Here is a 21,479-nt window from a genome sequence, read left to right on the forward strand (position 1 = left end):
TGGGGGGTATTCTTCCCGCACTACACTTGGCCATGGCACTAGCGCTGCTCTTCGCAAGCACTCCAGCCCTCGCCACCGACTACAGCGTCACCTCCGAAAAAGTGAAAGCCCTCACCGGCCCTAACGCGCCGGCGCCGATGAAGGGGCCGGATATCTGCGGCACCGACCTCGGCACCATGGCCGAGATCGACGGCAAGATCGTCCTCGCCTTCGGCGATACCTTCGGCTGGAATGAGAATGCCTGCATCCGCTTCGGTCCGAACTGGCGCTCCAATGTCGTTGCCTTCACCTCCGACCTCGATGCTTCGGATGGCATCGTCATCGACGACTGGGTGACCGGCGAAGACGGCAAGGCGGTGGAGATCGCCAAGGGGGCGCACCAGGATGCGTTCAAGGGCGAGCAGACCAAGATCCCGACCGCCCTGGTGACGGTCGGTGACACGCTCTATCTGCACTACATGTCGGTGAACGGCTTCTCCTCGATGGGGGGCGTGTGGCTCTGCAACTGGTCGCGCTTCATCTCCTCGAGCGATGGCGGCAAGACCTGGAGCCCTGCTACGGATGAGTTCGGCAGCTTCAAATCGAGTTTCAACATGCTGGCGCTCTCGGCCCAGTCGGGCGCCGGCAACGAGGATGGCAAGTACGTCTATGCCATCGGTACGCCTTGCGGGCGGTTCTCCGGAGCGCGCGTCGGCCGGGTGGCGGCGGACAAGGTGCTGGACACCAAGGCGTGGGAGTATTTCGACGGCAGCGGCTGGGTCAGCGACCGGGCCCAGGCCGCCGAAGTGATCAAGCCGGGTGCCGGCGAGGGCTCGCTGGTGTGGAACCCGGGCATCAAGCTCTGGATGTATTCGACGCTCAATGAGCTCTCCGAAGCCATCGAACTGCGCTTCGCCGAGCGGCCGGAAGGGCCGTGGTCGGCCCCCGAAGTGCTGGCCCGCGGCTCCGACTATGCCCAGGCCTATGGCGCCTACATGACCCCGTCATGGATTTCCGAGGACGGCCTGACGTTCTGGTTCGTGATGAGCCAGTTCGGGCCGTACAACACGTACGTGATGAAGGCGACGTTGACGCCGGACCACTAAAGCTACGGAACTCTGCGCAGTGTTATTGGGCGAAGTCGTTAACTCGACGATGCTTAGTTCCGACTGCATCTCTGTACCCAGGCGGTTCCATGCAGAAGCGTGGCGGGCCGTTGCCCACCGACAAGAAGTCGAGCCTCAGGCTTGTTGCCGTTGCATGGCCCTTCGTTGCCATCATTGTCACGCAGGCCATCCTCGCCACCTTCAGCCTGCAGATGGTCACATCGCTCAGGTCCTACGTGACCGGGGAGAGCCTGTGGTCGAAGGGCCAGCATGACGCGATCTACTTCCTCAGCCGCTATATCGACACCACGCAATCGAGCTATCTGGAGCGTCACCGGCAGGCGCTGAGCGTACCGCTCGGCGATCATGATGCACGCCTCGCGCTCGAGGCCACGCCGCCCGACCGGATCGCGGCGGCCGAGGGGTTCCGGCGCGGTGGCAACCACCCGGACGACATTGCGGGATTGATCTGGCTGTTCGAGAACTTCTCGTGGTTCAGCTACATGAGCGCCGCCATTGCCGACTGGCGCAACGCCGAAACGACACTGTTCCAGATGGAGGAGCTGGCCGACGAGATGGCGGCGGCGGCGCTGGTGCAGCCGTGGCAAAGGCGCGACTGGGCGGAGCGGCTCGACGCCATCAACGACCAGGTGACGCCACTCACCCGCGCCTTCTCCAACTCGCTGGGGCAGGGCACGCGCTTTGTCCAGGCGGGGCTCCTCATTGCCAACCTCGCTATCGCCGCGCTGTTCGTGGCGCTGACGCTGTGGCGGCTCAACAGCTTCCTGAAGCACCGGCGCAGTATCGAGCACGAGCTCTCGTGGCGCGCCTCGCATGACGCGCTGACCCAGCTGCCCAACCGCGCCAGCTTCGAGCGTGAGGTCGAAAAGGCGCTGGCCGACGGCTCGGCGACGGCGTTGCTGTTCGTCGATCTCGACCAGTTCAAGGTGGTCAACGATTCTGGCGGGCACGCTGCCGGCGACCAGTTGCTGTGCGCGCTGGCCGAGCGGCTGCCGGCAATCCTTGGGCCAGGCGTCCTGCTGGCCCGCCTCGGCGGCGACGAATTCGGCGTGTTGCTCCGCACCGGTTCGGTCGACGAGGCGCTGATCACCGCGCATCAACTGCGTATTACGCTGGGCGAGATGCCCTTCGTCTGGAACGACCAGCATTTCACCGTCAGCGCCAGCATCGGTTTCGTACGCCTCGATCGCACCGTGAGCAGCCTCGCCACGGCGCTCAGGGCCGCCGACATCGCCTGCTACATGGCCAAGGAGAAGGGCCGCAACCGCGTGCATGTCTACTCGCCCGACGACGCCGAGCAGGCCGAAATGGCCGGCAATATCGGCTGGGTGCAGCGGCTGCAGCGCGCCCTCGACGGCGATAGTTTCGTGCTCTACGCCCAGGACATCGTGCCGCTCGACCCCGAGGCCGAGGGCGAGCACTGCGAGATCCTGGTCCGCCTCGCCGATCGCAACGAACTGATCGGTCCGGGCCGCTTCATCCCCGCCGCCGAGCGTTTCGGGCTGATGCCACAGCTCGATCGCTGGGTGGTGCGCCACGCGCTCGACATCATCGCGACGCGCATCGCGCTCGAGCCCAGGCCGCACCGGCGCACCTACGCCATCAATATCAGCGCTCCGGCCATCGGCGACGAGAGCTTCCTCACGTTCCTCAAGCAGCAGTTCGAGGCGACGGGCGTGCCGCCGCAACTGATCTGCTTCGAGATTACCGAGACCAGCGCCGTCGCCAATCTCGAACGTGCGGCCGCCTTCATCACGGCGCTCAGGAGCATCGGCTGCAAGTTCGCGCTCGACGATTTCGGCGCCGGCATGTCGTCGTTCCACTATCTGAAGCGGCTGCCGGTGGATTACCTGAAGATCGACGGCGGCTTCGTCAAAGGCATGCTGCGCGACAGCACCGACCGGGCGGTGGTCGAAACCATCAATCACCTGGGCCATGTCACCGGCATCAAGACGGTGGCCGAGTTCGTCGAAAGCGCCGATATCCTCGCAGCGCTCGAAGCCATCGGCGTCGACTATGCGCAGGGGTACTTCATGGGAATTCCGGGGCCGTTCGTGGCGGAAGCGGCGGTGGAGCGGGAGCGGTTGTCGGCGTGAGAGGCTAGCTACACCAGCCGCCGAGGCTGGCAGTCGGGCGCCCTCCCCCGCAAGCGGGAGAGGGACGCTGACTGATGGTGCGGCTAGCCTAATTCGGCACCGGCGCCTCGACATCGATCAACCCCGCCGCCTTGAGCTCACCCCAGAATGCCGCCGGGATCTCCTCCTGCAGGTAGCCGATATTGCTCGTCACTTCCTCGGGCCGGGCGCCGCCGGGAATCACCGAAACCACGGTGGGGTGCGCGAGGGGGAATTGCAGCGCTGCGGCCTGCAGCGACACGCCGTGCGTGACGCAGACCGCCTGGATGCGCCGGACCTTGTCCTGCACCTGGTCGGACGCAATGCCGTAGCCGTAGCGGGCATTGGGGCCCGGACCGGTGGCGAGGATGCCCGAGGCATAGGGGGCGCCGATGATCACCGAGATATTGTACTCGAGGCAGCGTTTCAGCCCGGTGCCGAGCGCCGATTGGTCGAGCAGGGTGTAGGGCATGGCGACGATGCAGAAGTCGAGCGGCACCTGCGGAGCGAAGGTCAGCAGCGAGGGGGCGGCGTTGAGCCCCATGCCGATGGCCTTGATCTGGCCCGAGGCCTTCAACTCCTCGAGCGCCTTGATGCCGCTGCGCACCATGTCTTCCATGCGCGGCCCATCGGGGTTGCTGGCGAGCGAGGCTTCGGGATCGTGGATCAGGAGCGCATCGACGCTGTCGAGGCCGAGCCGCAACAGGCTCTGCTCGTAGGCACGCATCACCCCGTCATAGCTATAGTCCCAGACGATCTCCATGTTCAGCCCGCCGCCCCACGGCGTGCGGTCGAAGGTCTTGGGGTCGGCCGGGCGGCGGAAATAGCGGCCGACCTTGGTGGTCAGCATGAACTCCGAGCGCGGCTGGTCGATGAGGAAATCGCCGACCCGATGTTCGCTGAGGCCGCGGCCGTAGAATGGCGCGGTATCGAAATAGCGGACGCCGCCATCCCAGGCGGCTTTCAGCGTCGCATGCGCGGTCTCGCCGGAAACGCGGTGGTACATGCCGCCCAGATGGGCGGCGCCGAACCCCATGGGCGGCAGTTCGAGAGTGGTGGAGCCGACGCGATGCCGGTCGGTGAGCTTGATGGACATGGATGGTCGCAATGGGTTGGAGATGAAATCAGGGGGCAGTCGCCGCAATCCTGCGGTCCGGCGGGCGGAAGGCCGAAGCCACGTCGTCGCTCGCCGAGACAGGGGCGTCGCGGTAGAGGAAGCAGGTGGCGAGCCGCTGGCTGTCCGGCACGTATTTGGGCGGCAGGTTGTCCCAGCACATCTCCATGACATGCGGGCAGCGCGGCGCGAACTTGCAGCCGGGGTTGGGGCGCGCGGCCGAGGCCTCCGACACCGGGATTTCCTCGCCGCCCCAGGCCTTGCTCAGGTCGGGCAGCGGGATCGAGGAGACCAAGAGTTGCGAGTAGGGGTGTTTGGGCGCGCCGATCACCCGCTCCACCGCCCCGGCCTCCGAGACGTTGCCGCGATAGAGGATCAGGATGTTGTCGCAGATCTGGAAGGCGGTGGTCAGGTCGTGCGTGATGTAGACGATCGAGATGCCGAGCTCACGGTTGAGCGTCTTCAGCTCGTCGAGAATGGTGGCGCGCAGCGATGCATCGACCATCGAGACCGGTTCGTCGGCGACGATCAACCGAGGCCGGAGCAGCACGGCGCGGGCCACCATGATGCGCTGGCGCTGGCCCCCCGAGAGTTCATGCGGGAAGCGGCCGAGCGTGTCCTGCGGCCGCAAACCGACGCGCTTCAGCGCGTCCTCGATCATGGCGTGGGCTTTCTGCTGCGTGTCGGCGAGCTTGTAGCGCTTCACCGGGGTCTCGAGCACGTGGTCGATCCGGTAGAACGGGTTGAACACGTCGAACGGATCCTGGAACACCGGCTGCACCTCGCGGCGGAACTGCCGCTGCTCGGCGCCGGTCATCTTCGCCACATCCTTGCCCTGGTACAGCACCTGGCCCTGCGAGGGGTTGATGAAGCCCAGCATCATCCGCGCCAAGGTGGTCTTGCCGCTGCCGCTTTCGCCGGCCACCGCGGTCATCGACGGGCTGGTATCGGACAGCGACAGCGTCACGTCGTTGAGCGCGGTGAAGGCGCCATAGGTCTTGGTGACGCCCTGCATTTCAATGAGTGCGGTCACTGGCGGAGCTCCTGGTGGGCACGGGTCATTGGCGGCAGCGGCGGCAGTGCCGCATGCTCCGGGTAGAGGTGGCACGCAGCGCTCTGGCCGGGCGCCACCTGCTGCAGCAGCGGGGTCTCGCGCAGGCAGCGATCGAAGGCGAGCGGGCAGCGCGGGTTGAAGCTGCAACCGGGCGGCAGGTCGACCAGCGGCGGCGGCAGGCCAGGGATGCCGGTGAGCTCGCGTTTCACCTCGATGCCGGGGAGGCTGTCGACCAGCAGCCGGGTGTAGGGATGCTTGGGGCTCTCGATCATCTGCCGGACCGGGCCGATCTCGACGAGCTTGCCCGCATACATCACGCCCACCGTGTCGGCGAACTGGGCGATCAGCCCCATATCGTGGCCGATCAGCACCACGGCGGCGCCGAGCCCATCCTGCAGGCGACCCAGCGTCTGCATCACCTGGCGCTGCACCACCACGTCGAGCGCGCTGGTCGGCTCGTCCGCGACGATTACCTTGGGCGCGAGCGAGGTGGCGATGGCCATGGCAGCGCGCTGCTTCATGCCGCCCGAGAGTTCATGCGGATAGCGGCGCGCCACTTCCGGGGCGAGGCCGACATTCTTCAACAGCTCCTGTACCCGGGCGTCGAGCTCGGCGCGCCGCATCCCCGGCTTGTGGGCGACGATCGCATCGATCATCTGCTCCTCAAGCCGCATCACCGGGTTGAGCGAGCTCATCGCCCCCTGCGGGATCAGCGCGATGTCGCGCAGCCGGGTCTCGCGCAACTCCCTGGTGCTCATCTTCAGGATGTCGCGGCCATCGAGCTTCACCGAGCCGCCGGCGATGCGGCCAGGTGCGCGGGTGAGGCGCATCAGCGCCGTCGCCATGGTGGTCTTGCCTGAACCGGACTCGCCGATCAGGCCCAGCCGCTCGCCGGGCCTGAGCGAGAACGACACGTCGTTCACCGCCTTGGCCGGACCCTTGCCGGTATCGTAGTGGACGTTCAGTTCCTCGACGACGAGGACGGGTTTGGCGTCTTGAGCGACAGACATCAGCGCCTCGCCAGCTTGGGGTTGGCAAAGCGGTCGAAGCCGACCGAAGTCAGGAACAGACCGATGAAGATCGCGGCGATCACCACGATCGGCGGGCCCCACCACCACCAGTAGCCGCGCAGCACCGCGGAGGATTGCTGGCTCCAGTAGATGGTATTGCCCAGCGTCATCTCGTCGAGGGCGCCGAGGCCGAGCGCCTCGAGGCCGATGACGGCGAGGATCGAGCCCGAGACGGTGCCGACGAAGCTCGCGACGATATAGGGCATCAGGTTGGGCATGATCTCGGTGAAGAGGATTTCCCACTGGCTCTCGCCGTTGACCCGCGCCACCTCGACATAGGATTTCTCGCGGATGGTGAGCACCTGGGCCCGCACTGTGCGGGTGGTGAACATCCAGCCGAGCGAGGCCACGACCAGCGCCATGATCACCGTGTTCATGCGGTCGATATTGCCGGCGATGATGACGAGGATGGCGATGGCCGGCACGGTCAACAAGGCATCCGAGATCACCCGGATGATGGCGTCGATGATGCCGCCGAAATGGCCGGCGATCAGTCCGAGCGCGGTGCCGACGCCGACGCCGATGAAGCCGGCGATCAGCCCCATCTTCAGCGTGTTGGGGGTGGCGTAGATGAGGAGGGTCCACATGTCGCGGCCCTGCGAATCCGTGCCGAGGAAGTACTCGGGCCCGGGGGGCTTGCGCGGCCGCACCGCACCCACCTGGGCGTTGACGGCGTCGACGAACATCGGCCCGATGATGCTGAACAGCACAATGGCGAGGAGGATGCCGAGCCCGAGCAGCAGCGTGCCGCTGATGCGGCCCTGCTCGTAGTTGCGGCGCAGGGAAGCAAGGAGGCTCATCGCCGGATCCTCGGGTCAAGCAGGGGATAGATCAGGTCGACGAGGAACAGCAGCACCGCTAGGGAGACGATCAGCATCAGCACCACGCCCTGGATGACGAAATAATCCTGGCCGCGGATCGCCACGTAGAGGAGCGAGCCGAGCCCCGGATAGTTGAAGATCACCTCGACCAGGACGGCGCCGGAAACCACCGAGCCGAGCGACAAGGCGAGGGCGGTGACCTGGGCCAGCAGCGCGTTGCGCATGCCGTACCAGACGAAGATGCGCTGCGGGTGCAGGCCCTTGGCCTCGGCGAAGGTGATGTAGTCCTCGCCCAGCACGGAGACCATCTGGGAGCGCATGCCGAGCGCCCAGAAGCCGACATTGCCCAGGATAATGGCGAGGCAGGGGAGGAACGCGTGCTTGAGGATATCCTCGGTGGTGGCCCAGTCGAGCCGCATGATGCGGGTGGTGTCGACGCCGCCGGCGGGTGGGAACCACTTCAGCACCACGGCGAAGAAATAGATGAGGATGATGGCGAGCAGGTAGAACGGGATCGAGGTCAGGATCATCATCAGCGGCACCACCGATTTGATGGTGCGACCGGCCCCCGGCCAGGCGAGCCGCGCCCCGAGCAGCGAACCGGTGGCGAAGGCGATGAGCGTTGCGACCGCCAGGAGGCTTACCGACCAGGGCAGCGCATTGCCGATCATGGTCGAGACCTTCTCGGGGAAGTTGGCGAAGGAGACGCCGAGATCCAGCCGGAACAGGTCGAGCCAGTAGTTGAGATATTGCTCGAGGATCGGCGCATCGAGCCCGTACTTGGCGCGATAGGCGGCCGACACCGCCTGGATATCGACATTCTGTGCGCCGCCGGTGGCCTGCAAGCGGGCCAGGGCCGTCTGTACGGGGTCGCCGGGCAGCAGGCGCGGAATGATGAAATTGATACTCACCGCGACGAAGACGATCAGCAGCAGCTGGCCGAAGCGGGTAAGGAGATAACGGGCGAGTTCGCGGCTCATCGGAGGACCGATCCACTGGTAGGCGCACGCATTCGCCAAATCGTCGATGTCATCCCCGCGAAAGGAGGGACCCAACCATAAGCTGGCGCGGGCGGGGAGTTGGGTCCCTGCTTTCGCAGGGATGACACCGGTGGGTGTTGCACTACTGAGTCTCCGTAAGAACCGTTGCGGCCAGTCAGATGCGGATGGCAGCCATCAGCCGCCACCCGCGCGATCAGTGCTCGGCGCTTACTGCGCGCCGGTCGGCTTCAGGTTGTGGATGACGACGTTGAACGCTTCCCACGGGGTGTACGGGGCAACGTACGGGTCGGCCGCGGACGGCCAGCCGGTCCAGTAGGTGTTGTTGAAGGTCACCACGTGGTATTCCTCGAGCAGGTCGATCTGCGGCAGGTCGCGCAGTGCGATGTCGAGGGCCGCGACGGCGTTCTTCATGTACTCCGAGTTCGGATCGGTATCGGCCGGGACGGCGTCCATGGCGTCGATCAGCTTGTCGTATTCGGGGTTCATGTAACGCGAGGCGGCGACGGCGTTCGGGATGTTCTCGCCGAGCGGCCGGGCGAACTTCGAGTGGTAGTGCTGCAGCGTCTCGAGCGGTTCCGACAGGCTGCCGCAATGGACGAAGATCATGGTGTCGAAGTTGCCCGACTGGATGTCCGGCAGCCAGGTGTCGTCCACCGGTGCCTGCACCGCGTCGAAGCCGGCGTTCTTGAACTGCTGGGTCAGCGGGGCCAGCGTCGGCTGGATGAAGGCCGGAGTGCGCACCGTCACGGTGAGCGGCTTGCCGTCCTTGGCCCACAGGCCATTGGCGTCCTTGGCGTAACCCGCCTTGGTCATGTACTCCTCGACCTTGGCCGGATCGGGACTGTCGAGATTGTACTTGTCGAGCACGGCCTTGAGCGGGCTGCCCTCGCCGAGCCAGGTGCCGGCCATGTAGTTGGAGAAGGCGAAGGTTACCGGCTTCTGGCCGCCTTCGTAGCCGATGTCGTTGATGGCGGCGCGGTCGATGGCATAGTTCATCGCGTAGCGCACGTTCACGTCGTTCCACGGCTCACGCATCTGGTTGAACACCAGCGAGTAGTCGCAGCCGTCGGGAGCGCCCCAGTTCGGGCCTTCCGGGTTCCAGGAGCTGAGCTTGTCGTTCTGGGCGCGGGCGGCCTCGAACGTGCCGATCAAGAGCTGCCGGCCGCCATCGATCTGGTTGGCGATGTGCAACTGCCCCATCGCGTCATCGCTCGAAACCGGCACGAGGGTGATGCGCTTGGGGGCAGGCAGATCCTGGAAGCCAACCTTGGCGCCCCACCAGTCGTCGCGGCGATCGAAGATTTCCTGCTGGTTGGTGGTCGAGACCAGCTTGTAGGCGCCGGTGCCGACCGGCCAGCCCTTGGCCGGATCGTAGTTGGTGAAGGTCGCGATATCCTGACCTTCCCAGATGTGCTTGGGCAGGATCGGGTAGTGGTTCTCGTGGCCGAGGGCCAGGAAATCGCGGACGAAGCGCGGCGCCGCTTTGTTGAAGTTGATGGTGACGTTCAGCGGGTCGACGACGGTGACGTCCTTGATCCACTCCTTGAAGGCAGCCGAGCCGCCGATTTCCGGCGGGGCATCGCGCACCGCTTCGAGGGTGAACTTCACGTCGTCGGCGGTGAACTTCTGACCGTCCGACCACTCGACGCCGTCACGCAGCTTGATCGAGGCGCTCATGAAGTCGGGCGCGTATTCGAAGCTCTCGGCCTGCCACGGGATCAGCGTGCCGTCGTTGAGGTTGGTATAGAACAGCGCCTCGTTGATGGTGATCTGCATCACGTCGCGCTGGTGGGTGACCGAGCTCAGATAGGGGTGCCAGTTCTCGGTGTTGGCGAACTGCGCCGGCTGGTCGCCCCACGGGGTCAGCACCAGGGTTTCGTTGCGCGGCATGTCGGCCACCTGGGCAAAGGCAGTCGATGCCAGGAGCGGCGCCGCCAGCAGCGCGATAGCGCCGCCGAGCAGATGCTGCCTCAGGGATCTGTGGTTCATAATGGTCCTCCTCCGGCCGGTTCCCGGCCACTCGTTGATTTCTTCCGAGGCGGGGCAGGGCCTCGCCACCTGGTGCTTTGGTCGCCGGTGCTGCCCCACCCGCCGGGTCATCCCCGCGAAAGCGGGGATCTCCGTTTGCGGTGGTGCAACCTGCGAGAAAACCGAGGTTCCCGCTTTCGCGGGAATGACCCGGTGGGTGGGCGGGGACATCGGGGCCTCCCAGCTCCGTCCCGCCCCGTCCGTTACAGCGCCATCTTCTCGATGGCGTCCTTGCTCAGTCCGTGGCCGAAGCCCGGTTCGTCGCTGACCACCACGTAGCCATCCTTGGGGACGGCCATGCCGGGGTAGTTGTTGGTGTGCTCGAGCGGGATGCCGGGGGCGCCGCCGACGAAATATTCACCCCAGCGCGAGTTGGGCGCCGAGTAGTTGAAGTGCTGGCCATAGGGCGTGTTCATGCCGGCATGGCAGATCACCTCGAGACCCGAAGCGTCGGCGATGGCGGTGATCTTCTGCACCGCGGTGAAGCCGCCGACCCAGTTGATGTCGGGCTGGAAGATATCGACGACGCGATCCTTGGCCGCCTCGAAGAAGGTGTAGGGCGTGTACCAGTGCTCGCCGGTGGCCAAAGTCTGCCAGGGCAGACGCTCGCGCAGCGCCTTGTGCGAGGTGTGATCCTCGGGGATCAGGCAATCTTCCATCCATTTGAGGTTGAACGGCTTCAGCCGGTGCGCGAGGCGCACCGCGAACTCGACGTCGAACGCCATCCAGCAATCGAGCATCAGTTCGACATGCGGGCCGATCAGCTCGCGCGCCTTGCCGACAAAGGCCTCGTTCTTGTCGAGCGCCTCGAGCCCGTCGGCGGTGCCGTAGGGGCAGGCGAGCTTGGTGGCCTTGAAGCCCAGCTCCATGTGCCAGTCGGTGTCGTTGCCGGTGGCGTAGCAGAACTGCTTGTCGCGGGCGGCGCCGCCGGCAAGTTCATATACCGGCAGCTTCAGCACCTTGCCCTTCAGGTCCCAGAGCGCCAGGTCGATGCCGCTGATGGCGTAGGAGGCGAGGCCCGAGGAGGAATAGGGGGAGGTGATGCGCATCATCATGTCCCACAGCTTCTCGGTGGCCAGCGCGTTTTCCTCGTGCAGCAGCGGGCCGATATGGTCGTTGATCAGGCTGATGGTGGGCTGGCCGTAGCCGGTGACGCCAAAGCCCCAGGAGCCGTCATCGGCGGTGACGATGACGCCGACCGCCGGGAAGGCGTTGTTCCAGCTCGAGCGCAAAGCCTTGTAGCGCGGGTAGCGCGACATCGGGTTTGCGACTTCGGCATCCTTGGTCCAGGGGGGCCGGCGGGCCGTGCCCTTGTCCTTGCCCTTGTCGTAATTGCCGCCGGCAATCGGGTTGGTGATGGCAAAGGCTTCAATACTCTTGATCTTCACTGGAAATCGCTCCTGACAATTTCTTGGTCGTCATGTGTCGGTCGGGTGCCCGGCGGCGGTCAGCCCGGGATGCGGTAGAACTTTCGGGCGTTGCCCTCGAACAGTGCAGTGCGCTCGGCTTCCGAGGCGCCTTCGGTGATCCTGGAGAAGGCCTGCCACAGGGTCGGGAAGGTGCTGGTCAGCTTGTCGACCGGAAAGTTCGAGGCGAACATCGCTCGCTCCGGCCCGAAGATTTCGAGCGTCTCCAGCACCAGGGGGCGGAAGCTCTCGGTGGTCCACTGGCGGTCGAGCATGCCGAGGCCGCTGATCTTGACCGCAATATTGGGACGCGCCGCTAGCTCGCGCATCCCCGCCTTCCAGGCTTTCCAGCCCGCGAGGTCGCGGTCGGCCCACATGCCGGCGTGATTGAGGATGATCTGGGTGTTCGCGGCGACGCCGGCGAGCTTTGCCGCCTGCGCCATCTGGTGCGGATAGAGCTGCAGGTCGAAGCTCAGGCCGCGGCGGCCCAGCTCCTGCAACCCGCCGATCCAGCCCGGCTCATCCATCAGGTCGCGGGTGATGTAGTTGAGCTTTGGGTCAGGGTGGCGGTTCACCACCTGACGGATGCCGCGCATGATCGGGAACGCCGCGTGGCGGTCGAGCAGGGCGCCGAAATCGGGCGCCGCGAGGTCGCCATGCGCGACGAGCACGATCGGCACGGGACTGCGATCGGCGACCGCCTGCAGGGTTTCGCTTTCCTTCACCGGATCGGTGGGGAAGGCCTCGACATGCACCGCACCGACGATCTCGATCTCGTCGGCGCCTTCCTCGAGATATTCCTCGAGCAGGTAGCTGCGCGAGATCGCGGCATTGGCGCCGCCTTTGCCGGGCTTCTCGAAATGCGGGTAGATGCGGGTCCAGAGGTCCCACAAGTGGATATGCGGATCGACGACCTTCAGCATCGTAGCCTCAATCCAGCCGGAACATTTCTTCGACCGGCCAGGATTTCGGCCGGGCGTCCTCGTGGGTTTCCATGTGCGGCTCCATCCAGGTCCACCATTTGAGTACCACCGGATCGACGCCCTCGGTTTGCGACGGGGCGTTGTCGGGCTTTTCGAGGTAGGCAAAGAGCAGCAGCTCGTAGCGATAGATGGTGTAGTTGGAGACGCCCTGGCTCTTCAGCAGCGCCACCATCTCGGGCCAGATCTCGTCGTGCTTGCGCTTGTACTCGGCTTCCTGGCCGGGCTTCAGCTTCATCACCCATGCGGATCGCATATTCGTAAAATCCTCAGTCAGGTTGTTGATGTGGCCAGCGCCCGTTCGCCGGCCTGCTGCGGCGGCCATTGGCCGCTGTAGCCAAGCCGCCTGCTCACGGTGCTCGCCGCTTCGTTCAGCAGATCGACCTGCGGCTGGATCGCCGCGCCAGGCGCCTTGGGAGCGGGGCCGGAGATCGACATGGCGCCGACCGGCCGGCCGAGGCGATCGACGATCGGCACGCCAACGCAGAACACGCCGACCACCACTTCCTGGTTATCGATCGAGTAGCCGCGCTTCCTGATGCGGGCGAGCTCGGCGCGGAGCTCGGTGGGGTCGGTGATGGTGTAGCGGGTGAAGGTGGTGAGCGGCTGTTCCAGCACGCGCTGCAGGTCGGCCTCGCCGAGGAAGGCGAGGATCGCCTTGGCGCTACCGCCGCAATAGAGCGGCCCGCGCGACCCGATGCGCCAGTCGAGCTGCATGCCCTCGTTGCCGCGCACCTTGTCGATGCAGACGCAGCCTTCGCCGCTGAGCACGTTGACGTTCACCGTCTCACGGGTCTTTTCGGCGATGGATTCACAGAACGGCCGGGCCAGCCGCGGAAAGGCGACGCCATCGAGCTGCAGGTCGGTGATGGCCAGCAGCCGGTAGGAGAGCTGCCAGCCGCCTTCGGCATTGCGCTCGACCACGCCCTCGTCGGCGAGATCGATCAGCAGCCGATGCACCGAGCCCACCGGCAGGGCCAGTTGCTGGGCCACGGCGCGCACCCCGAGCCCGCCCTTGCGGGCAAGCAGGTCGAGAACCTGGATGGCGCGCTTGATGCTCGACATCTACTGCCTCGCGCTCCCGCAGGGGGCAGCGGCGTTGCCGATACATCGCTCGAACAGCTGTGCGTTCACAGTCGCGCCCACCGGACGTCAGGCAAACCTCCGGCGTTCACGCCCCGGGGTCGCGATTGCGATCCCTGCAGGTGCGTGCTGAACCGCACGGCTTGCCGCTTGACCGGCCTCCCTCTCCTCAGAGCCGCAGACCCCCGATTTTTTGTTCCATGGGTGGAATGCGGTGTTCCAATAGTGAACGCCTTGATCTGAGGTGAGTCAACCGACAACGCTCTAAGACTTACGTCGTGTGATCGTTAAGTACTTGTTCCGACTATATTTATTCCACCATCTGGAATGACGTCAGGCAATTCCCGCGAATGGCTCGCGCCACGCATCGATCTCCAGCAGCTGGTCATGCCAGCGCCGGATGTTGTCGTACTCGTTCAGCGGTATCGATGCTGCCTCGGCAAAGGGCAGCGCGGTGGCGACGCGGAAATCGGCGTAGCTCAGCTTGCCCCCCACCAACCAGTCGCGCCGTGAAAGCACCTGGTCGAGGATCGGGCCGAGCTGGTGGAAATCCACCTCGGCCTCAGCAAGCGCCGCGACATTCCTGGTCCAGCCGGGCACGTTGACCATGGTGACGTTCTCGAAAGTATAGGTGCCGCCGGCACGGGTGAAATGGTGGGCGCTCCAGCTCACCCATTGCAGCATCTCGTCGAGCCGGTCGAGCTGCCAGAAATCCGAGCCGGTGAGCTTCGCCAGCCGCAGCGTGATCGCATCGGTCTCCCACAGGCTCGTGCCGTCATCCTCGACCAGCACCGGCGCCAGCGTATTGGGGTTGAACGGCCGGATCATTTCCTCGTCGGCGCCCTTGGGCGCAATCCGCAGGTACTCAACCGGCGCCTTGAGGTAGCGCGCCGTGGCCACGGCGACGCGCGGGTTGATGTTGTGGGTGTAGTAGAGCCTGCGCATGATCGAAACCTCCCGGAACGGCGCCATCGTGGCGCTTTCCGAGCTGGTCGATCCTGTCAGGCGCAATTCGACATCCTGGTTTCAGCAGCTGGAGGCATTTCATGACCCGAGCGGCACCGCTCGATCGGGCGGTCGTGTTGCTCAGCTCGCAGCAGCGACGGCAGGCTTATGCAGCGACATCAGGAAATCGGTGAGTTCGGTGCAGGTCATCGATGATGTCGGGTCTCGATCTTCATCGTCGCTCCTCAAGTTGCCTGCGCTCATTATAGCAGGGCTTTCAACGGACGGGATGGATCGGCCAGATGGCTGGCGTCGATCACGGCGCGACCGGCGATCAGCCGGCTGGCGATCTTGATACCGCGCGATGCCGATGTGCCCACGCCTAGCGATGCTGCGCCCACGAGCCGTCCCGATGGATCGAGCTGGAACTGCGTGACGAGGCCATCCTCGATCCGATCCACCATCGTCGCAGCGGCAGCCGGCAGCCCCGCCATGTAGAGGCCCAGATCGTACTGGTCGCTCCACATCCACGGCACGACGCCGATCGGCTCGGCGTGCCCCGCCATGTTGCGTCCAGCCACCGCCCCATGGTCGCCAGCGCTCTGCCAGCTTTCGAGGCGCACCGTGGCGTTGCCGAAGAGCGGGTGCGCGGTGACGGCGCAGTCGCCGGCCGCGAATATTCCATCGGTCACCCGCAGCATACTGTCGGTGACGATGCCGCTGGCAACGGCGAGCCCGGTCGCTTGGGCAAGTGATGTCCTGGGCGAGACACCGATGGCGGCGAAGATGGTGTCGGCCTCGACGGTGCGGCCGTCGCTCAGCGTCACACCGGCCGACGACACCGAAACCGGAGCAGCGCCGGTAAGGATCGTCACGCCGCTGCTGCGATGCTTGTCGGCCAGCACGCCGGCCAAAGCGTGCGGGACGCCGCGACCGAGGATGCGGGGGCCCGCTTCGATCACCGTCGTCGCAATGCCGCGCTGGCGGGCGGCCGCGGCCAGTTCCAGGCCGATCAGCCCGCCGCCGACAATTGCCAGCCGCCGCGCCTCGGCGAAGGCCGGCTGCAGACGCGCAAGGTCGCGTGCGTCGCGCAAGGTGTAGATGGTCACCGCATCACTGCCTGGCAGATCGAGGCGGCGCGGAGCGGCACCCGTCGCCAGCAGCAGTTGGTCATAGGCCAGGGCCTGCCCGGTCGAAAGTTCCACTCGCCATCGTTTCCGATCGATGCCGAGCGCGGCCGCACTCGTCGCCAGCTCGATGCCGGCGGCGGCATAGTCCGACGCCTGCCGGATCGGCACCAGGCCGGATTGGCTTCCATTCAGCAGGCCCTTGGATAGCGGTGGTCGCTCATAGGGCAGGTGGGCCTCGTCGCCGACGATCGTTATCGGGCCGAGATGGCCCGCCTCTCGAAGCGCGAAGGCCGCCGACACGCCTGCGAATCCGGCACCGATGATGACCGCTGCCTGAGATGCCATCGTCAGGGGCTGACCTCGATCAGAACGTGATCGCCGTCGACCCGGACCGGATAGGTCTTGAGGTTCACGCAGACCGGCGCACCCTTGGCGGCGCCGGTACGATAGTCGAACCGACCATTGTGCTTGGGGCACTCGATGATCGAGTCCATCACGAAGCCATCTGCGAGATGAGCCAACTCATGCGTGCACAGCCCGTCGGTTGCGTAGAACTTGTCGTCGGGGCTGCGGTAGATAGCGAAGGTACGTCCACCGTGGTCAAAGCGAACGACATCCTCGGTGTCGATGTCGTCAACGCCGCAGGCCCGGATCCACTCAGCCATGGGTAGCCCCCGCGCGCTCGGCCAGTTGTCCGGCGCCGGGCGGCAACTGCTTCCTGGTGAAATGCGTCGGGTCGCCCAACTGCCTCAGGATCGTCGGTAGGATCTCGCGCCACGCCGCCATGACGCTCGGAGTTGCCGGCGGACAGTCCGCCTTGACTTCCTCATGCAGCGCCTTGAGCGCATGATAGGGAACCATCGGGTACATGTGATGCTCCACATGGTAGTTCATGTTCCAGTAGAGGAAGCGGAACACCGGGTTCATGTAGACCGTGCGCGCGTCGAGCCGGTGATCCAGCACGTCCTCCGCCAGCCCCAGGTGCTGCGTGTTCGCCACCCACCACAGGAACCAGATGCCGTAGATATTCGGCCCGCCGATCAATACCACCGGCAGCAGGCTCCAGGTCGCAATGGCCACGGCCACCGCCCCGACGTGCAGTCCGAGGATGATGATTGCCTCTACCTGCACCCGCCAGCGCTCCATCTCGGGGATGTAATCCAGCTCCTCGGCGTTGAGCCGGCCCACGCTGTAGCGAGCCAGCGTCGCCAGCGACTGCGGCACATTCACCAGCCCGAATATGTTGAGCACCATGATGATCAACTGCGGCGGCCGCATGCCGGCGATCTCGGGGTCGCGCCCGACGATGATCGTGTCGGTATGGTGCCGCGTGTGGCTCCACCGCCAGGCAGTCGGGCTGCGCAACAGCAGGAACGAGGCCAGCGCATAGACGGCATCGTTGATCCAGACGGTGCGGAACGCGGTGCGGTGCCCGCATTCGTGCCAGCGGGAGTCGGCCGCCGAGGCATAGAGAACGCCGTAGACGGCAAAGACCGGCACCGCCCACCAGGTTCCCCATAGCCAAATGCCGAGGCCGCCGAAGGCGAGGATCAGCCCGAGCCAGATTGCCGTATCGCGCAGCGCCGGCCCATCTGATCGCGCCATCAGTTCCTTCAGCCGCTTGCGCGGTATGGGCGACTTGTACCACTCGCCATTGGCGAGCCCGTGCTCGATCGCCTTGGCCGCTTCGGGCCCGACCAGCGAGTAGTCGCGGTTGGTTGCAAAGCGCAGCAACGAGGTCATCTTCATGGCACAGACTCCGCCATGCGCGGCTTATGCAGCGACATCAGGAAGTCGGTGAGTTCGGTATAGGTCAGCGACGAGGTCGGGGCGTCGAGGGCGATTTCGCCGCGGTCGAGCACCACCAGCCGGTCGCAGACTTCGTGCACGTGGTGGATGTTGTGTTCGATGTAGATGCAGCTGCGACCGCCCGCCTTGATCGAGCGGATGAAGTCCAGCACCTTGTTCACTTCCTTGAGCGCCAGCGCCACTGTCGGCTCGTCGAGCACGATCAGGTCGCTGTCGAAATGCATGGCGCGGCCGATGGCGACGCCCTGGCGTTCGCCGCCCGAGAGCCGGCTCACCGGGGTATCGACATCGATGCCGACGCCGCGAAAGCCGATGGTCGAGCGCATGATCTCGTTGGCGATCTTCTTTTCGGCTTTCACGTCGATGAAGCCGAAGCGGTTGGTGAGCGGCCGGCCGACGAAGAAGTTGCGCCATAGCGGCTGCTTCTCGCCCAGCGAAGAGTCCTGGTAGACGGTCTCGATCTTGAGCTTGTGCGCTTCCTTGACGGAGTAGCTCGCCGCATCGATCTTCTGGCCGCGCACATAGATGGTGCCGCTCGAAGGCTGTTCCACGCCGGTCAGCACCTTGATCAGGGTCGATTTGCCGGCGCCGTTGTCGCCGATCAGCCCGACGATCTCGTTGGAGCCGATCTCGAGCGTGACGTTCTTCAGGCTGACGACCTTGCCGTACTGCTTGCGAACGTTCTCGAGCCGGACGATCGGGGTGGATGTCATTTTGTGGGTCCAAATGCACAGGGGGTAAGGGAGTGGCGCCGCCGGGTCAGCAACGGCGCCACCGGGAGTTACCGGATGCCGGTTTTCACCAGCGCTTCCAGCGCCTCGACATTGTCCTTGGTCACCGAACCGCCGCCGGTGTTGAGGGTCAGGCCGGCGAGGCCGTATTTCTTCTCGAGCACGGCGGCGACCACCGGCATGAAGCCCTGCAGGTACGGCTGCTGGTCGAGCACCACGGTGATGTAGCCGTCCTTCAAACCCTGGATGGCGCCGGCCGAGATGTCGAAGCCCGAGGCGACGACTTCGCCAGGCTGCTTGCCGGCATCGGCGAGCACCTTGCCGAGCACCGCGGTGATGCCGCTATGGCCGGGTACGATGATGGCCTTGGTGTCCGGGTTGGCCTCGAGGTAGGCGACCAGCACCGGCACCGATAGCGAGGGGTCGGCGACGGCTTCGTTCGACCACTGCAGGGCGTCGAAGGCGATCTTCTTTTCCGTCAGCACTTCGGTGGTGCCCTTGGCAACGTCGCTGCCCGGAGCGCCTTCGATGAAGGCGCCATAGACCACGACCTTGTCGCCTTCCTTGAGCCCGCCCTTGTCGATGGTCAGGCTGGCGAGGTTCCTGCCGGCACCGTAATTGTCGAGGCCGAAATAGCTCATCGAGGTGCCGGGTAGGGCGTTGTTGTTCACCACCACGACGATGCCGGCTTCCTTCGCCTTGTTGATGAACGAGGTCATGGCGTCGGTGCCGGGGTGACCCATCACGATGATGGCGTCGGGCGCGGCGGCCAGCGCTTCGTTGGCCTGCACCAGCATCTTCTGCGGATCCCAGCCGGCGTGCTGTTCCTTCAGGTCGACCTTGAGGATGCGGGCGGCGTCGCGGGCGCCGAGCTCACGGGCCAGCGTGGCGCTGTCGCCCGGGTTGCCGCCGAGCTGGAAGTAGATGGTCATGCCGCTGTCGACCGCGTCCTGAGCGGTGGCAGCGAGCGGGGCCGCGACCAGCGCGGCGCCCATGGCGAGGCCGGCGAGGCCCCTGAGAATTGACTTCATGATTGTTCCTTTCCCTATTTTGTGAACCCCGCCGGAGCCTTAACCCCCGCCCCGGCCGGGCAGTCTTCACTGCCGCAGGCGCGAGCGTACGGACTTGATCAGAGGCACCTTGTCGGGGTCCTCGATGGCGGTGTTCATCACCACGGAGATGATGAAGACGAGACCGATGAAGACGCGCGTCCAGAAGCCCTGCACGCCACTGGCGACGAGACCGGCTTCGATGACGGCGACGATGAGCGAGGCGAAGACCGTGCCGACGATCTTGCCGGAGCCGCCGAAGATCGAGGTTCCGCCGATGAACACGGCGGCGATCACGGTGAGCAGGTACCCCTGGCCCTGCTGGTTGAAGTAGGTGGTGGTCTCGACGGTGAGGAAGACGCCGGCCAGCGCCGACAGCAGCCCCATCAGGGTGAACAGCTTGATCTTTTCGCGGTCGATCTGGATGCCGACGACCTTGGCGACCTTCAGGCTGTCGCCGATGAACAGGATGTTCTCGCCGAACCGGTGCCGGTTGAGCAGGTGCCAGACGAAGATCGACAGTGCGATCGCCCACAGCATCTGGGCCGGCACGATGCCGCCGATGCGGCCGACCATGACGGCCTGGATCAGCGTGCCGTCGATATCGGGAATGGCGACGGTGACGCCGTTCGACACCACGGTGACCAGCCCACCCCACAGGAACATCATCGCCAGGGTGGCGATCATCGAGGGGATGCCGAGCTTGGTGACCACGAGGCCGTTGACGAAGCCCATGACGGTGCCGGTCGCGAGCGCTGCGATCAGCGCCAGCCAGGTCATGTCATATTGCTGGAACAGGAAGGCGAAGACGTAGCTGGCGAAGGCGACGACGGAGGGGAAGCTGAGATCCATCTCCCCGGCGGTCGCCACCAGCGTCAGGCCGAGCGCGATGATCAGCGGCGGCGGTACCGAGGCCATGAAGCTCATATAGACGCGGTAGCCGAGAAAGGCGCGCGGTGCGGTGATCATGAACAACACGATCAGCACCACGAAGACCAGGGCAGTGGCAGTGCCTTCGACCTTGAACAAGCCTGCCACCGGGTTTGCGCGTGCCGGCGTTACGTTCCCCCCAACCGACATCACAGCACCCCGTATCTGGCGTAGACGTCGCGCAGGAAGCCGCCGGCGCGCAGTTCGTTCATCGAATGGTGCTCGCCGTTGACCTTGTCGAAGGCGCGCTTCAACACTTCGGCTTCCACCGCCTGCGGCACGACGACGACGCCGTCGGCATCGCCGAACACCAGGTCACCCGGCTCGATCCGCACGCCATCGACGATGACGGGCACATCGACGGCCTGGATCTGGCCGCGGCCCTTGGAATCGAGCGGGGCGATACCGGCGTGAAACACCGGCAGCTGCAGCTCGCGGATGCCGAGAATGTCGCGCACGAAGCCGTCGGTGATGCAGCCGGCGGCGCCGCGGGCATGGGTGGCGGTGGAGAGCAAGCTGCCCCAGGGCGCGATGCGCGAAGAGCCGCCGCAGGAGAACACCGCCACATCGCCCGGCTTCAGATCGTCGACGATGGCGATCTCGAGCTCGTAGGGGTTCGACCCCTCGGCAACGAACGGCACTTCCATGTACTGGCCGGTGCGCGCCCGGCCGCAGAGCTTGAGGCTCTCGTCGAGCGGCCGGATGCGCGGCGTCATCGCCTGGTTCCAGATGCCGATGGCATCGAGGGCGTCGCTCAGCACGGCGGAGTAGAGCTGCTGCCAGCCCTCCGGCAGCGGCGGGTTCTGGCGTGGGGTAAACACGGAAGTCACAGGGGGTACGCCCTTTCTACGAGGTTGACCGCGGCAGTCGGCGCAGCGGCACATGTTGAAACATGTAACGTTAAATGTAGGAGGCGAGTCAAGCGGGGTTGTGAGGGGTGTCAACATGGGGGTGAGGAGGGTATGAGAGGCACTGGCCGGGCAGCGATCGCCTTCTCCCCTTGTGGGAGAAGGCGCCCGAAGGGCGGATGAGGGGTATCTCTCCGCGTACAGTGTCGCTCGTCGCTTGCGCTCCGATCGCGCTACACTTCGTTGCGCGGCCCCCTCAT

20 protein-coding genes are annotated in these 21,479 nt (G+C 65.4%); 2 read left to right on the forward strand and 18 right to left on the reverse strand.

From position 1 onward, the window contains the following. The first annotated feature begins 32 nt into the window (after positions 1–32). Entirely contained in the window at positions 33–1,085 is a 1,053-nt protein-coding gene (locus AC1ROK_RS26360) for a glycoside hydrolase family 183 protein (RefSeq protein ID WP_492852514.1), read from the forward strand. Positions 1,086–1,174: 89 nt separating this feature from the next. Further along, positions 1,175–3,202 carry a putative bifunctional diguanylate cyclase/phosphodiesterase gene (locus AC1ROK_RS26365; protein ID WP_492852516.1) on the forward strand — a complete coding sequence of 676 codons (2,028 nt, stop codon included), beginning with the start codon at positions 1,175–1,177 and terminating at the stop codon, positions 3,200–3,202. A gap of 88 nt (positions 3,203–3,290) precedes the next feature. On the opposite strand, the gene AC1ROK_RS26370 is transcribed toward AC1ROK_RS26365, so the two are convergent. The 18 genes from AC1ROK_RS26370 to AC1ROK_RS26455 form a co-directional block, all read right to left on the reverse strand. Then, complete coding sequence (locus AC1ROK_RS26370; RefSeq protein ID WP_492852518.1) at positions 3,291–4,316, reverse strand: aldo/keto reductase; 1,026 nt, start codon at positions 4,314–4,316, stop codon at positions 3,291–3,293. A gap of 28 nt (positions 4,317–4,344) precedes the next feature. Further along, on the reverse strand, positions 4,345–5,367 hold the full coding sequence (locus tag AC1ROK_RS26375) for an ABC transporter ATP-binding protein (RefSeq protein ID WP_492852520.1): 1,023 nt from the start codon (positions 5,365–5,367) through the stop codon (positions 4,345–4,347). Then, positions 5,364–6,398, reverse strand: coding sequence for an ABC transporter ATP-binding protein (locus AC1ROK_RS26380; protein ID WP_492852522.1), 1,035 nt, complete (start codon positions 6,396–6,398; stop codon positions 5,364–5,366). The genes AC1ROK_RS26375 and AC1ROK_RS26380 overlap by 4 nt, the downstream gene beginning before the upstream one ends. Further along, on the reverse strand, positions 6,398–7,258 hold the full coding sequence (locus AC1ROK_RS26385; protein ID WP_492852524.1) for an ABC transporter permease: 861 nt from the start codon (positions 7,256–7,258) through the stop codon (positions 6,398–6,400). The genes AC1ROK_RS26380 and AC1ROK_RS26385 overlap by 1 nt, the downstream gene beginning before the upstream one ends. Further along, positions 7,255–8,259 carry an ABC transporter permease gene (locus AC1ROK_RS26390; protein ID WP_492852526.1) on the reverse strand — a complete coding sequence of 335 codons (1,005 nt, stop codon included), beginning with the start codon at positions 8,257–8,259 and terminating at the stop codon, positions 7,255–7,257. Before AC1ROK_RS26390 ends, AC1ROK_RS26385 begins: the two co-directional genes overlap by 4 nt. A 228-nt stretch (positions 8,260–8,487) precedes the next feature. Beyond that, entirely contained in the window at positions 8,488–10,269 is a 1,782-nt protein-coding gene (locus AC1ROK_RS26395; protein ID WP_492852528.1) for an ABC transporter substrate-binding protein, read from the reverse strand. A 242-nt stretch (positions 10,270–10,511) separates the two neighbouring features. Continuing rightward, positions 10,512–11,696, reverse strand: a complete 1,185-nt coding sequence (locus tag AC1ROK_RS26400) for an enolase C-terminal domain-like protein (RefSeq protein WP_492852530.1) — start codon at positions 11,694–11,696, stop codon at positions 10,512–10,514. Between the two features lie 59 nt (positions 11,697–11,755). Next, the gene (locus AC1ROK_RS26405; RefSeq protein ID WP_492852532.1) at positions 11,756–12,637 is read right to left on the reverse strand and encodes an amidohydrolase family protein; all 882 of its coding nucleotides are present in this window, start codon (positions 12,635–12,637) and stop codon (positions 11,756–11,758) included. 7 nt (positions 12,638–12,644) lie between these two features. Next, positions 12,645–12,950, reverse strand: a complete 306-nt coding sequence (locus tag AC1ROK_RS26410) for an L-rhamnose mutarotase (protein ID WP_492852534.1) — start codon at positions 12,948–12,950, stop codon at positions 12,645–12,647. 17 nt (positions 12,951–12,967) lie between these two features. After that, positions 12,968–13,759: an IclR family transcriptional regulator gene (locus tag AC1ROK_RS26415; protein WP_492852536.1), complete on the reverse strand. Its 792-nt coding sequence runs from the start codon at positions 13,757–13,759 to the stop codon at positions 12,968–12,970. Positions 13,760–14,110: 351 nt separating this feature from the next. After that, entirely contained in the window at positions 14,111–14,788 is a 678-nt protein-coding gene (locus AC1ROK_RS26420) for a glutathione S-transferase family protein (RefSeq protein ID WP_492852538.1), read from the reverse strand. Positions 14,789–14,985: 197 nt separating this feature from the next. Next, entirely contained in the window at positions 14,986–16,197 is a 1,212-nt protein-coding gene (locus AC1ROK_RS26425) for an NAD(P)/FAD-dependent oxidoreductase (protein ID WP_492852540.1), read from the reverse strand. Positions 16,198–16,199: 2 nt separating this feature from the next. Next, the gene (locus AC1ROK_RS26430; RefSeq protein ID WP_492852542.1) at positions 16,200–16,517 is read right to left on the reverse strand and encodes a MocE family 2Fe-2S type ferredoxin; all 318 of its coding nucleotides are present in this window, start codon (positions 16,515–16,517) and stop codon (positions 16,200–16,202) included. Next, complete coding sequence (locus AC1ROK_RS26435; RefSeq protein ID WP_492852632.1) at positions 16,510–17,586, reverse strand: fatty acid desaturase; 1,077 nt, start codon at positions 17,584–17,586, stop codon at positions 16,510–16,512. Before AC1ROK_RS26435 ends, AC1ROK_RS26430 begins: the two co-directional genes overlap by 8 nt. 11 nt (positions 17,587–17,597) lie before the next feature. Further along, a complete protein-coding gene (locus tag AC1ROK_RS26440) occupies positions 17,598–18,374 on the reverse strand; it encodes an ATP-binding cassette domain-containing protein (RefSeq protein ID WP_492852544.1) in 777 nt (258 codons plus the stop codon). A 68-nt stretch (positions 18,375–18,442) separates the two neighbouring features. Beyond that, positions 18,443–19,423, reverse strand: a complete 981-nt coding sequence (locus AC1ROK_RS26445; RefSeq protein WP_492852546.1) for a substrate-binding domain-containing protein — start codon at positions 19,421–19,423, stop codon at positions 18,443–18,445. 66 nt (positions 19,424–19,489) lie between these two features. Beyond that, on the reverse strand, positions 19,490–20,470 hold the full coding sequence (locus tag AC1ROK_RS26450) for an ABC transporter permease (protein ID WP_492852548.1): 981 nt from the start codon (positions 20,468–20,470) through the stop codon (positions 19,490–19,492). A 50-nt stretch (positions 20,471–20,520) separates the two neighbouring features. Next, a complete protein-coding gene (locus tag AC1ROK_RS26455; protein WP_492852550.1) occupies positions 20,521–21,201 on the reverse strand; it encodes an RraA family protein in 681 nt (226 codons plus the stop codon). Positions 21,202–21,479 lie beyond the last annotated feature (278 nt).

It is taken from the genome of Devosia sp. GW821-FHT12F11, from assembly GCF_058806655.1.

Excerpts from the sequence above, each read along its gene's own strand:
- AC1ROK_RS26360 (WP_492852514.1), top strand. The coding sequence starts at position 33 with ATGGCACTAGCGCTGCTCTTCGCAAGCACTCCAGCCCTCGCCACCGAC.
- AC1ROK_RS26365 (WP_492852516.1), top strand. The coding sequence starts at position 1,175 with ATGCAGAAGCGTGGCGGGCCGTTGCCCACCGACAAGAAGTCGAGCCTC.
- AC1ROK_RS26370 (WP_492852518.1), bottom strand. The coding sequence starts at position 4,316 with ATGTCCATCAAGCTCACCGACCGGCATCGCGTCGGCTCCACCACTCTC.
- AC1ROK_RS26380 (WP_492852522.1), bottom strand. The coding sequence starts at position 6,398 with ATGTCTGTCGCTCAAGACGCCAAACCCGTCCTCGTCGTCGAGGAACTG.
- AC1ROK_RS26385 (WP_492852524.1), bottom strand. The coding sequence starts at position 7,258 with ATGAGCCTCCTTGCTTCCCTGCGCCGCAACTACGAGCAGGGCCGCATC.
- AC1ROK_RS26390 (WP_492852526.1), bottom strand. The coding sequence starts at position 8,259 with ATGAGCCGCGAACTCGCCCGTTATCTCCTTACCCGCTTCGGCCAGCTG.
- AC1ROK_RS26395 (WP_492852528.1), bottom strand. The coding sequence starts at position 10,269 with ATGAACCACAGATCCCTGAGGCAGCATCTGCTCGGCGGCGCTATCGCG.
- AC1ROK_RS26405 (WP_492852532.1), bottom strand. The coding sequence starts at position 12,637 with ATGCTGAAGGTCGTCGATCCGCATATCCACTTGTGGGACCTCTGGACC.
- AC1ROK_RS26410 (WP_492852534.1), bottom strand. The coding sequence starts at position 12,950 with ATGCGATCCGCATGGGTGATGAAGCTGAAGCCCGGCCAGGAAGCCGAG.
- AC1ROK_RS26415 (WP_492852536.1), bottom strand. The coding sequence starts at position 13,759 with ATGTCGAGCATCAAGCGCGCCATCCAGGTTCTCGACCTGCTTGCCCGC.
- AC1ROK_RS26425 (WP_492852540.1), bottom strand. The coding sequence starts at position 16,197 with ATGGCATCTCAGGCAGCGGTCATCATCGGTGCCGGATTCGCAGGCGTG.
- AC1ROK_RS26430 (WP_492852542.1), bottom strand. The coding sequence starts at position 16,517 with ATGGCTGAGTGGATCCGGGCCTGCGGCGTTGACGACATCGACACCGAG.
- AC1ROK_RS26440 (WP_492852544.1), bottom strand. The coding sequence starts at position 18,374 with ATGACATCCACCCCGATCGTCCGGCTCGAGAACGTTCGCAAGCAGTAC.
- AC1ROK_RS26445 (WP_492852546.1), bottom strand. The coding sequence starts at position 19,423 with ATGAAGTCAATTCTCAGGGGCCTCGCCGGCCTCGCCATGGGCGCCGCG.